At 67.1% G+C, this 13,434-nt stretch carries 10 protein-coding genes and 3 pseudogenes; 4 read left to right on the top strand and 9 right to left on the bottom strand.

Features of this window, described 5'->3' with window-relative positions:
• Nucleotides 1–61 precede the first annotated feature (61 nt).
• The gene (locus AB0M62_RS00735) at nt 62–493 is read left to right on the top strand and encodes an ATP-binding protein (protein ID WP_366071879.1); all 432 of its coding nucleotides are present in this window, start codon (nt 62–64) and stop codon (nt 491–493) included.
• A 1,016-nt stretch (nt 494–1,509) separates the two neighbouring features.
• Here AB0M62_RS00735 and AB0M62_RS00740 read toward each other — a convergent pair.
• From AB0M62_RS00740 to AB0M62_RS00765, 6 genes are all read right to left on the bottom strand, one after another.
• A protein-coding gene (locus AB0M62_RS00740; protein WP_366071880.1) for an IS3 family transposase occupies nt 1,510–2,744 on the bottom strand; the annotation gives its coding sequence in 2 pieces (ribosomal slippage) (nt 1,510–2,429 and nt 2,429–2,744; 1,236 coding nt in all).
• Nucleotides 2,745–2,974: 230 nt separating this feature from the next.
• Nucleotides 2,975–4,045 (bottom strand): TIGR02391 family protein, encoded by a 1,071-nt coding sequence (locus AB0M62_RS00745; protein WP_366071881.1) that lies wholly within the window; start codon nt 4,043–4,045, stop codon nt 2,975–2,977.
• A gap of 131 nt (nt 4,046–4,176) precedes the next feature.
• Nucleotides 4,177–4,299: a hypothetical protein gene (locus AB0M62_RS00750; RefSeq protein WP_366071882.1), complete on the bottom strand. Its 123-nt coding sequence runs from the start codon at nt 4,297–4,299 to the stop codon at nt 4,177–4,179.
• 346 nt (nt 4,300–4,645) lie between these two features.
• Nucleotides 4,646–4,852, bottom strand: coding sequence for a dehydrogenase (locus AB0M62_RS00755; RefSeq protein WP_366071883.1), 207 nt, complete (start codon nt 4,850–4,852; stop codon nt 4,646–4,648).
• Between the two features lie 213 nt (nt 4,853–5,065).
• Nucleotides 5,066–5,428: a hypothetical protein gene (locus AB0M62_RS00760; protein WP_366071884.1), complete on the bottom strand. Its 363-nt coding sequence runs from the start codon at nt 5,426–5,428 to the stop codon at nt 5,066–5,068.
• 463 nt (nt 5,429–5,891) lie between these two features.
• The gene (locus AB0M62_RS00765; protein WP_366071885.1) at nt 5,892–6,209 is read right to left on the bottom strand and encodes a hypothetical protein; all 318 of its coding nucleotides are present in this window, start codon (nt 6,207–6,209) and stop codon (nt 5,892–5,894) included.
• 419 nt (nt 6,210–6,628) lie between these two features.
• On the opposite strand from AB0M62_RS00765, the gene AB0M62_RS00770 reads away from it, so the two are divergent.
• A complete protein-coding gene (locus tag AB0M62_RS00770) occupies nt 6,629–7,933 on the top strand; it encodes a RelA/SpoT domain-containing protein (RefSeq protein ID WP_366071886.1) in 1,305 nt (434 codons plus the stop codon).
• 367 nt (nt 7,934–8,300) lie between these two features.
• Here AB0M62_RS00770 and AB0M62_RS00775 read toward each other — a convergent pair.
• A pseudogene (locus AB0M62_RS00775) lies at nt 8,301–8,453 on the bottom strand (DUF4291 family protein); the annotation flags it as partial.
• Nucleotides 8,454–8,527: 74 nt separating this feature from the next.
• On the opposite strand from AB0M62_RS00775, the pseudogene AB0M62_RS00780 reads away from it, so the two are divergent.
• Nucleotides 8,528–8,977: pseudogene (locus AB0M62_RS00780) on the top strand (VanZ family protein); the annotation flags it as partial.
• Between the two features lie 95 nt (nt 8,978–9,072).
• Here the strand turns inward: AB0M62_RS00780 and AB0M62_RS00785 are convergent.
• On the bottom strand, nt 9,073–11,661 hold the full coding sequence (locus AB0M62_RS00785; RefSeq protein WP_366071887.1) for a helicase C-terminal domain-containing protein: 2,589 nt from the start codon (nt 11,659–11,661) through the stop codon (nt 9,073–9,075).
• Nucleotides 11,662–11,758: 97 nt separating this feature from the next.
• Here AB0M62_RS00785 and AB0M62_RS00790 point away from each other — a divergent pair, with 97 nt between their 5' ends.
• Nucleotides 11,759–12,895 carry a hypothetical protein gene (locus tag AB0M62_RS00790; RefSeq protein ID WP_366071888.1) on the top strand — a complete coding sequence of 379 codons (1,137 nt, stop codon included), beginning with the start codon at nt 11,759–11,761 and terminating at the stop codon, nt 12,893–12,895.
• Between the two features lie 15 nt (nt 12,896–12,910).
• Here AB0M62_RS00790 and AB0M62_RS00795 read toward each other — a convergent pair.
• A pseudogene (locus AB0M62_RS00795) lies at nt 12,911–13,399 on the bottom strand (ABC transporter substrate-binding protein); the annotation flags it as partial.
• Between the last annotated feature and the right edge of the window lie 35 nt (nt 13,400–13,434).

Here is a 13,434-nt window from a genome sequence, read left to right on the forward strand (position 1 = left end):
CATCATGGGTACCCCTATCGCCGGGAATCGAAGAGGCATTGAGCCGCCCATCCTCTGCGGCATGCAGGAGCGACAGGATGCGCTGAACAGCCCAGAGATGGTGTGCCGATGGGCTCGCCATCCGCGGTGCGTTGGCCTGGCCCGCGTTGAGCTGCGCAAGGCGCTCGCAGCCTGGCACCTGGCGAAGATTGAGGACACGGCTCTCGTCGTGCTCTCCGAACTGGTCACGAATGCCGTCCGGCATGCGCACGTTTCGCCGGGGCGTGAGATCGAAACGCGCTTTCAACTGGCCGGCGAAGACCTCCGTATCGAGGTGCATGACAGCTCAGACGTGTGGCCCCACAAGCATGCCGCTGCAAGCGACTCGGAATCCGGCCGAGGACTCGTCCTGGTCGGCGCGCTCGCGTACCAGTGGGGCGTGAGCGAACGCGGCGGCGTCGGAAAGTCCGTATGGGCACTGATGTCGGTGCCGCCTCAGGACGGAGACAGCTGATGGACCGCGCTCAGAAGCCTGTGGATGCCGGCGCGTTGGAACCTCAGTTGCTGAGACCTCGCGCAGTGATGCGGTTCGCCGACTGGATGTTGAGCACGGACCGGCAAGGCAGCGGACCGGTGTATGAAGCCGAGTGCACGACATGCGGCGAGTCCTCCGACGCCGCGGAAAGCAGGGACCAGCCCGAGCTTTGGTGCTTGCGGCACGCGGGCGCTCTCGGGCACACCGGCTTCCGCGGAATCACGACCGCCTTCTTTCGCGCCGCTCTGGTCAACGCGCGGAGTGGTGGTGCGGACTCATGAGGCTCCGTCGTCTTCTGGATTGCGTTCTATGTGCCGTTGGCGGTGATCAGTGATCCCTACTCGGCCGCCTTTTAGCGTCCGGCCTACGTAGGCCAGACGCAGGCGGACCGCCCCCTTGGCCTGGAAGCATTCGGGGGCGGTCCGGTTTGGGGCGCAGATCAACCCCGGTGCCAATGGTACCGGGGGCATCGTCGTGTCCATGATCGATGAGCTCTCTCATGGTCGGAGTTGAGTCAGCGACGGGGAAGGGACAGCAAGCGGCCTGGTGCTGTCGACGGAAGCGGCTCGCGACGTGGCGGCACTGGTGCGGGCGGTTGCTCGGCTGGGCAAGGCGGGCTGATGCTGCTCACAGAATCGCACCGCACTACCGTGTGCGTACCTGGTCTCCGCTGGTCCCTGCGGACAATCGCTGGCGGACCCGGTGAGTCACCACTCAGGCCGGCCGTCTCTGCCGTTGACCGTGACTGACCGCTCGTTCTGGCACGGATCTGGCACGCGACGCCCCCCAGACGGCGGCGCAGCGTCCCGCCTCTGCGTCGATTGTCTGCCTGCCGTACGCGTTCACGTAGGCCTGGTGCCGTCCAAGGCTGTTGGCGTCAGATTGGGCGGAACTGATGGTTCGGGTTTCTGGCCGGGGCGATCATCTCGGGCGGCCCCTCCCACCTGCGGTGGGGCTGAGCTGAACCGGGTTTCGTAGAGTCCGCCGGTCATGTTTCAGGCGGTCTGCGGTTCTTCTTCCAGGCTTCGCCGGAGGTCGCGTTCGTACTCGGCGGGCGGTACGTAGTCGAGCGCGGAGTGGAGACGTTCCTCGTTGTACCACGTCACCCACTGGAAGATCGCCCGCTCGACCTGCTCGAAGTCCCGCCAGGGGCCCTGCATCTCGATCAGCTCGGCCTTGAAGGTGCCGTTGAGGGCCTCGGCCATGGCGTTGTCATACGAGTCCGCGACAGAGCCGACCGAGGCGGAAGCGCCGACATCTGCCAGCCGCTCGGTGTAGCGGATGGACACATATTGACTGCCGCGATCCGAATGGTGGATGAGGCCGGAGTCCTTCTTGATCCTCCGTCTCCACAGTGCCATCTCCAAGGCGTCCAGCGGGAGTTCGGTCCGCATGTGGTCGGCGACCTGCCAGCCGACGATCATTCGTGAGTACACGTCCAGGACGAACGCCACGTACGCCCAACCCGACCAGGTGCGGACGTAGGTCATATCCGCGACCCACAGCTGGTCTGGGCCCAAAGCGGTGAAGTCACGGTCGACCAGGTCCGGCGGGCGGGGCGCCGACGGCTCGAGGACCGTAGTGCGCCGGCGCCGACCGCGGATGACGCCCTCGATGTCCAGCTCGGCCATCAGCCGCTCGACGGTGCAGCGGGCCACGTTCGCCCCCTTGCGCCGCAGGGCCCGGGTGATCCGGCGGGCTCCATAGGTCCCACCGGACTCGGCGTGGATCTCTTCGATCAGGGGCATGAGCTGCTCGTCACGGAGCTGGCGTGCCGACTTCGGCCGCTTCTTGCGTGCGTAATACGCGGACTCCGACAGGTCCAGCTCCCGGCATACGGGCCCGACCCCGAGGCCGCTCTCGCGCAGGTGGTTGATCACCTGGTCGACCTCGTCCGGGGACGGTCGAGCTCCTGGGCAAAAAAGACACTCGCGGCTTTGAGGATCTCGTTCGCCCGCTTCAACTCCGCGTTTTCCTTGCGGAGTTGCTTCAGCTCGTCGCGTTCGGCGGTGGTGAGCCGGTCGTCCCGCTCACCGTGGTCGGCCTCGGCCTGGCGGACCCAGCCGCGCAGGGCTTCCTTGTGGATGCCCAGGTCCTTCGCGACGTGCGCGATCGGGCGGCCGGTGGTGCGGACCTCACGGATCGCGCGCTCGCGGAGCTCGTCGGGGTATTTACGTGGTGCTGGCACGGTGCTGGTGAATCTCCTTCGCCAGGATCGTAACCCTGGCATCAAGGACTCCACCAAACTCAGAGCAGCTCAGGCCGTCGTTGAGTGTCGTCCTTGGCCAGCCTTGAGCGACCTTCCACGGCCCCGCGTCGGCCCGAGCTGGCCAGCAGGGACGTTAGGCACGCGCTTTAGAAGGCGCTTATTGGGATCACCGGCTCACGCCGTCTGACCATGGATTCTTCGGACGACGGCTGCGGACGTGCAGAGCCTTCGACACGCATTCGACTCTGCGATCACGGCCCCGGAGCGGCGGCCTTGCGCCGCTCATCCTCGATGTCAAGGCGCCGCATGAGAAAGCTGGCGAAGACCAGCAACTCCTCGGCCTCGTCACGATTGTCCTTGTCGTCCGGCCCGTGCATGCGAGGGTTACGCAGCGCGCCCATCGCGCCCTTGAACAGGAACTGCATGCCGTTCCGCTCGCTCTCCAGCGAGCCTCCCAAGGACCGGGTCACCGTGATCTTTGGGGGGTCTGGCTTGGAGCCGAGGGCGATACCCATCAGCTTCTCACCAACCTCGTTGACACCGGCCAGGGTTGCCACGCGGTGCTCCACCGCCTGAAAGGCACTTCTGACCGCGTCGTAGTAGAAGCCGCCGCTGTACCGCTCGGCGGCGACCTCCGCGATCAGCGGATGCAGGTTGCACGTGACAGGCAGGTTCTCCGCCGCCTCCACCTCAGGGGCCGGAACGGCAGGCCGAGCGGCCGGCACGGAAGCGAAAACCGGGTTTGGGTGTCTGTGGAAGGGCCGGTTGTCGGCCTCCGTCCGTGTCGGCCCCAGCACCTGTTCACGGATGCGCCAGTAGTCGTCCAGTCGGCGCACGTCAGCGAACGGCCGAATGCCACGGTCGAAGGTCAGCGACCACTCGAGCTGATCCACGTTGCGGCTTCCTCCGCGGAAGCAGGGCTCCTGCCGTGCCAGGGCGGCGCTGGCGAACAGGACCTCTTTGGTCAGGAGATTCGGGTCGATCTCCGGGTGTCGTCTCATGTCTCCGTGCCCCAACCATGGCTGCTCACCGGGCTCCGCGGGCCGCCAAGCAGGCTCCATAGCGGCCGCTGTCCGTACCATGTCGAGGAACACGCTGGTGACCGGTCCGGTGCTGGAGCAGTTCGCAGCGCCGGCGATCGTCAGGGACAGTTCCTGCGAGCCCTGCGGCAACTGCGCGATGTCTGGACTAATCCCACGCAGTAATGCGGGGCACAGCTGCTGTACCACCTCTTCGAACTTCAGGCCCCTTTCCCACAACTCCCTGTCTATGTCGTCGAAAGTCGGCCAGCGGTAGTAGGTACCGAAGTGTGTCCAGATCATGTCGAGAAGGACGTGGCCCTCTGCTCCCGTAGGGCGTGGCATCCCCTCCGGCGCGATGGTCCGAACGATCACGTGCTGTCCCCCAGCGTCCTAGTTTGAGCGATGCCTGCAGGCTACTACCGCGCCCTGCCTCACCGGTCGGGGGTTTTCGTGCAGTCGACCATCCATACCGCGTGTCGCAAACTGTGCTGCTCCGAGTCCAGCCGGTTGTCGAACGCTGCCTGGCACTGCCCGCCGTCATGCGTCCTGTCCACGGCCCGGATGTTAGCCCGGGCGGAGTGCCTCGCCTTGAGTGAGGAATCTGGGCGGACCTGCGCGGTGGGCTCTGATCTGTTCGGAAGTGCACGCTGTGGGCGCCGAACCGTCCCCGGTAGGATTCGAAACGGCGCGAACGGCTCCGGAGGCCCTTTGGTAGGCGGGCAACACAGCAGGTCACAGCCCGGTAAGTACCAGATCAGGCTGGACAAGTCCACAGGTAGTCCACGGCTGGCTGAGCACCGCTTTAGGAGTTCGAGCGGGTGCCGCCTAGGTCAGGCGCACACGGTTGTACGGCCACCGTGCTGGGTCACTCAGAGGTGCTGCTGTGTGCCGTCGTTGATGTCAGCCCTGGAAGATCTGCGGGTACGGGCAGAGCTCCAGAGGGTCCTCCGGCCGGTCGGCCCACTTCCACCAGAGGTGTCGTTTGGGGCACCGCCATAGCATGCGGCAGATTCGCTTGCCGTCGTCCTCCCGCCCGCAGAGGACGAAGCCGCCTGACTTCATCGGCTGGTCGCACTCGGGGCAGGCGGGCGGAGACTCGGACGACATGCTGCGCACCGTACCTGGTTGCCTCGTCTGCGGAGGACCTGAGCTTGGGAATCACCGGAGCTGCCAGGCGGGATAGCGGCAATGACCTGCCGGAACAGCCGCAGAAGGATGGTTGAGGGCGGTCTGGGCGACCGTCACTGACCGTGGTTCTCCCCTAGTTCTGGCACGGATCTGGCACGGGCACCGGAAGGTACTGCTGCAAGGGCAGACAGGTCACGTCCGCAAGCATTCTCCTTGCGGATCAAAGCAGACGAGGCCGTGCTTGCGAGCCAGCGAAGCGGCGTACTCAGAGACTTCCTCAGCCTTGCTGTAGGACATGAGCAGGTACACGATCGGCCCAGAGGTTTCCCCAGAGGCTTCGTTGATGACCGGCGGCGACGCCCATACGACACTGCCGTCGACGTCGTCGGGGTATCGCTCGACGAGCGCTTCGACGTAGGCCACGATGCGTGGCGCCGGTGGCACGACGACATCATCCGCCTCGAGGTAGCGCGCATAGAGCTCGTCGTAGACCGAGCCCGCTTGATGGTTGTCGAGTGGACGTTCACCGTCCCACACAGCAAGGTCATAGCTCACAGGCCAATCGTTGCAGGTGACAGTTCGGCCGGAGCCAGCAGGCCCCGAGATCGAGTCCGTTCACGTGGTGAGCCGTGAGACAGCTCCCGCGTGACCACCGCTTTAGGAGATCATCCGGCCGATCTGCTGGCCAGGGCTGAGGCCTCTCCGTCTGCTCCGACTGGTGCGAGGTTGGTTCTCCGGGTACGGCAACGTCCGCTGTCGTTGCCGTCAAAGAGTGCCGTCAAGCCGAGGGTCGGAGCTGCGGTTTCGTCCGGCGCCCCGCGAACGAGCCAGCCGATGACGACGGTGCGCAAGCCATAAGCTTGGGAATCACGAGCGATCAGAGCCGCTTCAGCCCTCCGACCAGGTACGACGGCGTCCGGGCAGGTGCATCGCAAGTTCAGATTGAACCGCTGTTGACCGCAGTTCCCTGCTGGATCTGGTGCGGTTGTGGTGCGGTCCTCGGGTGGGTTTGGGTCTCTCAAGGGAACGGCGTCTCGTCGTCGAAGTACCCGAGGAGTTGGCCGCACGGAGTCCAGCGGTCTCGAGGGATGACTCCCTGAGCGTCGGCCTCGATGCATCCGCTGGGCGTGGGCACGCTCGACAGGCCTTCGTCGGTGACACTGCCCGGGCTGTCGTCGGACAGATTGAGATCCGCAGTCTGGGTTTCTGTGACCGTCACCGTCGGGGCGGGGAGAGGCTCATCGTCCGAAGTGAACAGAGCGGCGAGAAGGTTGATGCCGCCAAGGAACGCGACGAGTCCGCAGGCAGCGAGGAACAGCCACCAGAAAGCAACCATCAGACTCGGCTCGGTTGATGGCTGACGACTCACCATGGCTCATCATCTCGTTCAACCGAGGCTGGCGTCGCGGTTTTGCTGAACAAGGGACCTCTTCGTCCCGAAGCAACTTGGGTGGGAGCTTGACCTCAGGCCGGTGCGCTTCTCACCTGCTCCGATGGTGTGTGGACGTTTGCGCTCGTCCGCCGGTGTGCGTCGGCGTTGACACGCAGTTAGACACTCGCTCGGCAGAGGCTTCTCCCCAGGTGGACCGATGCGGTCGGCGTTCTCTGCGCCGTCCACGTCTCCAGCGTGTGGACGTAGGTCCGCAGTCACGTCACACCCACGCCTCCAAGAGCGCGGCGAGTGGAGTGAACAAGATAGGAACCCCACCTCGGCGGGATTCACGCTTTCTAGGGCTGCCGCACATGCTGTAGGGCATGCTGTACACAACGATTCACCTTCTTTGGGGGGTTGCCGTGGGCTTGATTGAGGACTTCGTCGCGCGCTACACGAAAGAATATGACTTCTATAACCAGGCGGCCCGCCTGGCCTCTCAGATGCTGGAAGCGGACTTGCGGGCTTCCGGAGTGCGCTCCATTGTTACCTACCGAGCCAAAGATGCTTCTCGCTTGGAGGAGAAATGCCGCGGCAGGTTCAGTGAAAAGAAGTACCAGTCAGTCGACGATATCTTCGAGGATATCGTCGACTTGGCTGGAGTGCGCGTCGCGCTATATTTTCCCGGAGAGCAGGAGCAGGTAGAGAAGGCGATTTTGCGGCTGTTCAGTCAACTTGAGAAGAAGAGAGTTTTCCCGGATCTCAAAAAGCAGAGGCCTGATAAGCGATTTTCCGGCTACTCGGCAGCCCACTATCGGGTGCAGCTTAAAGAGCAAGAAATGAGCGACCTGAACAAGAGGTACGCGAAAGCGCGTATTGAAATTCAAGTTGCCTCCGTTCTCATGCATGCGTGGTCCGAAGTCGAGCACGACTTGGATTACAAGCAGCTTGAGGGCGATCTTTCCGACCAGGAGCAATCTATTCTGGACCAGCTTAACGGGCTGGTGATGGCGGGCGAGATTTCTCTCAGGATGCTGCAAGAGGCAGGAGAAAATCGCGTAGCAAGTGGAGAACGAAAGTTTTTGAATCACTACGAGTTGGCCGCGCATCTGCTCAGCAGGGTAAACCACCTGATTGATGAGCCAGTAGGTGATGCAGGACTGGGGCGTGTAGACGAACTATTTGCCATGCTGGTGAAGACTGGGAAGCAGACCCCCCAAGGCCTGTCCTCCTACTTGGATTCACTTCATGGAAACCTAGAAATGAGGCCATTGGCGGAACAAGTAATCGATGCTCTGCTCTCAGAAGACTCGTCCAGGTATAAAGCTTACAATTCCCTGCGCGGAGAATTGCATGCGCAAGAGGGTAGCGAGAATCGTGAAGAGTCAATCAGGCGCCGCGAAACTGGTCATTTCTTGTCGACCTGGGTGGAGTTGGAAAAACTACTAAGGGAAATCTACTTGACCAATGGAGGGGATCCGAACGATCGCGTTATCCCGACAGGTCGCTTGCTACGCAACCTGGCAGGTTTCGACGGTGCAACAATCAGCGAAATTGATCTTCTTCGTCAAGTGAGAAACAGGGTGGCCCATGGTCATAATGTCCCATCGGTTGGCGTATTGATGGAATGTACTGACAGGCTGAAGGCGGTCACGGAGAGAATTAGGAATTCAGGGGGCATCGGTTGATTTGCCTGAGTGGTGAGTCCGCCGACCCTTGTTGCACCAGGTGCGGACGGCATTAGACGTCAAGCAGGCGCATACGTAGGGTTGGGAGTCGCTTCCAGTTTCTCCACGTCACCAATTAGTTCGCGCACGCTCTGGTACCGATGAGCAACATCATGCGCCGTACATTTCCGCACGATCTGGCTCGGGGCATCTTTTTGGGACATCAGAGCCTCCCTGCCACTAAATGTATAGGAAAGTACCCATCCGATCGAATAGATTTCATTGTCCGCTGGGTACCGGCTGCCTGCCTCCTGCGAAGGGCTCGCCGCGAACTCGCCCTTAACTGCTGGTCCTTGTCGTCTTCCGTCATGAAAACAGACTACGAACGAGGCTTGATCCACGTCATCCGTTCCCGTTTCCAGGCGTCGGGGAAGCGGCCGTCGCGGGCGGCCGGCACCCCGAGGTACGGGGCGTATGCCTGGTAGACGGTCACCGTCGTGGCCGTGTGAAGCGCCCGGATGCGGTGTGTCGGTTCTTCCATGGCGAAAGCGTGCGGGCCCGAGTCCGCTGTGGGCCACTCATTTTGGAGCGGGCGCCCCGGGGTAACCGGTGGCTATGGCGACGACTGATGCAAGTCCCCGCGCTTCCTGGGGCCGGACCGTGTTGCGTGTGCTGGCCGTCGGGGTGGCCTTTGCCGGGCTCGTGGTCTTTGCCGCGGTGCTCGCGAAGCTCACCCTCGTACCGTCCCCGGCCAGCGAGGAGTTGGTCACCACCAACCTCCGCCCCGGCGCCTCGCTGCGGAAGTACGCCGAGGACTACACCTTCCTCGCCGCCTGCAAGCAGGTGGGCGGCAACCTGCTGCTCGGCGTGCCCTTCGGAGTGCTGCTGCCGGTGCTGGTGCCCCGTCAGCTGCGCCTGGTGCGTGTCGTGTTGCTCACCGTCGTGGTGATGGTGCTGGTGGAGCTGGCGCAGGGGGCGATCGTCCAGGGGCGTGCCTTCGACATCGACGACGTGATCCTCAACACGACCGGCGCGCTGATCGGATACGTGATGCTCGGCCGTAGGTTCGGCCGCGTGGCGCACCGCCGGCGCTCCCCGCGAGCCTGAGTCGTCGTCTGCGCGCCGCCCGAGCCGTTCCGCGGAGCGACCGGCAAGCGCCCTCAGGCGGGGTCGTCCGCCAGTTCCGCCACACCCGTGATGCGGTGCAGCGGATACGTACGCACCTCGTCGGCCGTGTGGTCGTACGCCGTGACGAACCCGCCCTCGACGCGCACCGGCGCGATCACGCGCTGGCTGGCCGCGCCGTCCGCGTTCACGTAGCCGATCCAGACGGCGGAGCCGGTGAGGGCCGCCGCCTGGACGGTGGCGAGCGTCTCGGCCGAGGTGGTGCGGGGCAGCTCGCCGTTGCCCGCCCCCGTCCCCGCTCCGGCCGCTTCCGCGGGTTCTCTGCGGACCACCGTCGACGCGAGGTCGCCCGCGCGGATGGCCTTCACCGCAGCGCCCAGCAGTGTGGAGTCGGGCACCGGCGGCCCCTCCGGGACGGGGGCGGGCGCCGTGCGGGGCGGAGTCCGGCGTGCGTCCGACCGGGTGATCAGGACATCGCCCTCGGCGGATTCGGCGGCGGGCGCGTAGCCGAGCGAGCGCAGGCCGTCGAGGAGTGTGGCCGGATCGGTCTGTGCGGCCACCACGGTGGGTGCCAGGCGGCGCAGACCGAGGGGCTGGGACCGTTTGTCGGCCAGGATCTCGTTCAGCAGCGAATCGTCGTCGCAGCGGACGTACGCCGAGGCGGCGCCGATACGCAGATGGCCGTGCCGGCGGGCCACGTCGTCGATGAGGTACGTGAGCGGCTGCGGAACGGGGGTGCGGCTGTGCGCACCGAGGAAGGCGTGCAGATCGGCCGCGGCGCGGCCGGCGTCGAGGGCCCGGCGTACGGACGCGGGCGTGAACCGGTAGACCGTCGCGCCGCCCTTCGACTCGACGTCGGCGAGTACGGAGAGGGTCTCGGCGAGCGGCCGTTGCAGGGGGCCGGGTGCGACGGCGGTGAGATCGGCCTGGAGGAGTACGTGGTCGAGGGGCTCGGGAAGGTGCGGCACGAGCAGCGCGGCGGCGGCCGACTCGACCTGCGTGGCCCGGGCGGCCCGGGCGGCCGTCGGGCGCGGTCCGGCTGCCGTGGCGCCGAGGGCCGGGCCGGGGGTGAGCAGGGCACGGCCGTGGGTGGAGAGCGCGCCGCGGCCGGTGACGCCGAGGAGTTCGGCCTCGGTCAGAGTCCACCGGGCGATACGGGTGCGAAGTTCACCCGTTCCGCCCCGCGCGGGCCGCTCCCACCGCAGCCGGGCGAGGAGACTGTCGGGGTCGGGCGCCGCACCCTCAGGCAGGCCGGCCAGCAGCTCCAGGACGCGGCGGCGGACCTCGGGGGCGGCCGAGCGGTCCAGGTCGGGACCGAGCGCGGAGAGCGTCCGGCCCTTGGAGTCCTGACCGCCGACCAGACCGGCGGTGCGGGTCGCGGTGAGCCAGGCGGTGGCGAGGCGGGCCCAGCGGTTCTGGACGGGCAGGGCGAGCCAGTCGTCGTACGCGGGCGTCGGCGCGTACCGCTCGTCGGCCTCGCCGTCGGAGGCCAGCAGCCCGGCCGCGTAGGCCAGTTCGGCCCAGAACGCGGCAACCGTCTCCGGCACGTCGAGGGCGGTCGCCGTGCGCCGCAGGTCGCGGACGCTGAGCCCGCCGGCGCGCAGCACCGCGGGGCCGCCCTGGTCGACCTCCTTGAGAAGGTCCTCGACGGCGTCGAGCGCGCCGACGGCCTGGCCCGCCGCATTCGCGTCCACAAGCTGTGGACGGTGTTCCTTCGCGGGCGTGACGGTCGGCGGCAGCGGCTCGGTGGTGCGGTGCGCGCGCCCGGCGCGCAGGTGCAGGGCGGCTTCCCGGGGGAGAACGACCGTACGCGTGGAAGCAGGCAGCAGCAGCCCGTGGTCGCGCAGCCAGCGCACGGGTGGGGAGGGGTGGGCCGTCACCTCTCCGTACGGAGGGCCCCAGACCAGCCTGCCCAGCACGGTATGGGCCTCCGCCGGCGCCTCGTCGAGCAGCGCCGACATCCTGGTGCGGTCGGTGAACAGCTTGGTGAGCGCGGCGACGGCCGAGACCGAGTCGTGGGTGGGGGGCAGGCCGGCGGCCGCCACGATCTCCTGGATGCGGCCGGGCGACATACCGGCGGTCGCCTCGGCGACCGTGGGGCCGAGCCCGGTGGGAGAGGGGTGTGTGGGGGACGGGGCGAGCAGCTCGCGGGCGGTGCGCACCAGGCGCAGCCGGTCGTCCGGGCCCCATACCAGGGCCTGTTCGCGCAGGTCGGCCAGGGCGCCGGGCAGCGCGGCCTCGGTTTCCGGGTCGCCCTCGTCGCCGGTGAGCAGGGCGAGCAGGGTGGCGTAGGGAGCCGGGTCCGGGGCCACGGCGAGGGCTTCGGCGGTCTGCAGTGTGAACCGGTCCAGCCGCTCCAGGGCGCGTACGACGGAGGCGCGGGTACCGGCCCGGGCGGCGAGCTGGGTGATGTCGTTCGGGACGGGGGAGAGCAGGTCCGGCCGGGCGTGCAGCAGGGCGCCCAGAGACGCGTCGTCGCGGGCGCGCAGGGCTTCGGCGAGGGACCGCGGGGTGCTGGCCGCACGGCTTCCCGTACCGCCGGCCGCACGGCTTCCCGTACCGCTGTCCGCGCTCGGACTGTCTTCGGGCACGTGCGCCTCCCGGTTGCGCTCGCTGGTCCCCATCCGACCCACGGTAGCCGCTGTGCGCGGCGACTCAGTGCGTCAGGCGCTAACGTCGGAGGCAGGTGGTCCGCAACTGGGCCGCACCGGAGGGAACTTCGTGGGGATCGAGAGCGATCAGCTCGTCTACGACTATCTGAGCCGGGTCGGCGACCTGGCTCAGCAGCGCCTGCTGCCTTCGGGCGACCGGATGCGGCTGGTGTCGACGCTGCGCGGCGAGATCGACCGACAGCGCGCGGGGCAGACGGCCGACTCTCCGGCCGCGGTGCGCCGCATCCTGGGCCGGCTGGGCAGCCCGGAGGACATCGTGGCGGCGGCCGCCACGGGAGACCCGGGCGGCACCGCGCCGATGCCGCCGACGCGGCCGGACCCGGAGTCGTCCGCCGTACCGCAGCGGGTACGCCGCCGGGTGCCACGGCCGCGCCGTACGGAGGAGCCGGCCGAGTCCGCGGAGCCGCAGATGTTCGGTACGGCTGCCTCGCCGCCGCACCTGGCGGGCGAGGACGAGCTCGGCCCGCACGGCAGCGAGCCGGACTGGTGGCGGATCGAGCCCGGCCCGTACGGACTGGGCGACTCGGTGCCCGGTTTCGTCGGTGGCGTCGAGATCCCGGAAATACTGCGCCCACCGGATGCGGCGACCGCGCTGGAGACGGTGAAGGATCCGGCGGAGGCGGACGCGGTGGACCACGGAACGAGCCGTTGGCCCGGCCGCCGACGTCGGGGGCCGGGCAACGGCGAGAGCACCCCCGGAGCCGGGACCGGAGCCGCCGCCGGGGCCGGCCGGGACGCGGGCGCGGGCGATGCGGAGGCTGCCGGGCCGGGAGACGCCGGGCTGCGAAGGTGGCGGCGACGACTTCGCCGTCGTACCGTGCCTGCCGCACCTGCCGCACCTGCCGCACGGGCCCCGCTCGCGAACCCTTTGCTCCTGCTCGCGGCCGCGCTGCTGGTCGGCGGCGCTGTCCTGGGCTCCTGGCTGGCGGTCGGCGCTGGCTGGCTCCTGGTGTACGCCTCCCGCACGATGTCGCGCGCCGAGGCGAAGTGGGTGACGCTCGGGCTGCCCGGGCTGGTGGCGGCGGGCGGAATCGCCTGGCTCTGGGGGCGGTCGGAGGGACGCTGGGGCGAACCGCTCGCGCAGGACGCGCTGGGCGAGGCGTTCTCCGGCGCCTGGCCGGTCGTGGTCCGTACCGCCGCCATCGCCTCCGCGCTCTACCTGGTGTGGCGGGCGCGGAGGCGGTAGTGCGTCAACGCGGGGTCACTTCGTGAGGTGGCCCCGCAGTTCGTCGAGGATCTTGTTGGCGGCGGTATAGCCGATGCCCTGAATCCACAACTGGTCGTCGACGCCGAAGACCTTGCCGTTCTTGACGGCGGCCATGTTCTTCCACAGGCCGCTGCCCGTGGTCTGGGTCTCCTTGGCCTTCTTGGGGTCCCCGTACGTCGAGTGGAAGATCACGTCCGCCTCGGCGAGGTCGATCTTTTCGGGGCTCACGTCGTACGAGAAGCCGTCGGCGGCCTTGTCGGTGATGGCCGGGCGGCCCACTCCGACGTCGGCGAGAATCGTCGCGATGTAGTTTTTCCTGCCGTAGATACGGATGTCCGTGCCCTCGACGAAGCGCACGACGTTCACCTGGGTGGCGGCCGCCTTGTCCCTGCCGCCGATAGCCTCGGTGACCTTCTTCGCGTGCGCGTCGTAGTCGGCGACGATCCGCTTCGCCTCGGCCTGCCTGCCGAGCGCGTCGGCGTGCGCCAGGAAGATCTCATCTGGAGGGTGTGAGCAGG

The sequence above is a fragment of the Streptomyces sp. NPDC051219 genome (assembly GCF_040682335.1).
Classification (GTDB): Bacteria; Actinomycetota; Actinomycetes; order Streptomycetales; family Streptomycetaceae; genus Streptomyces.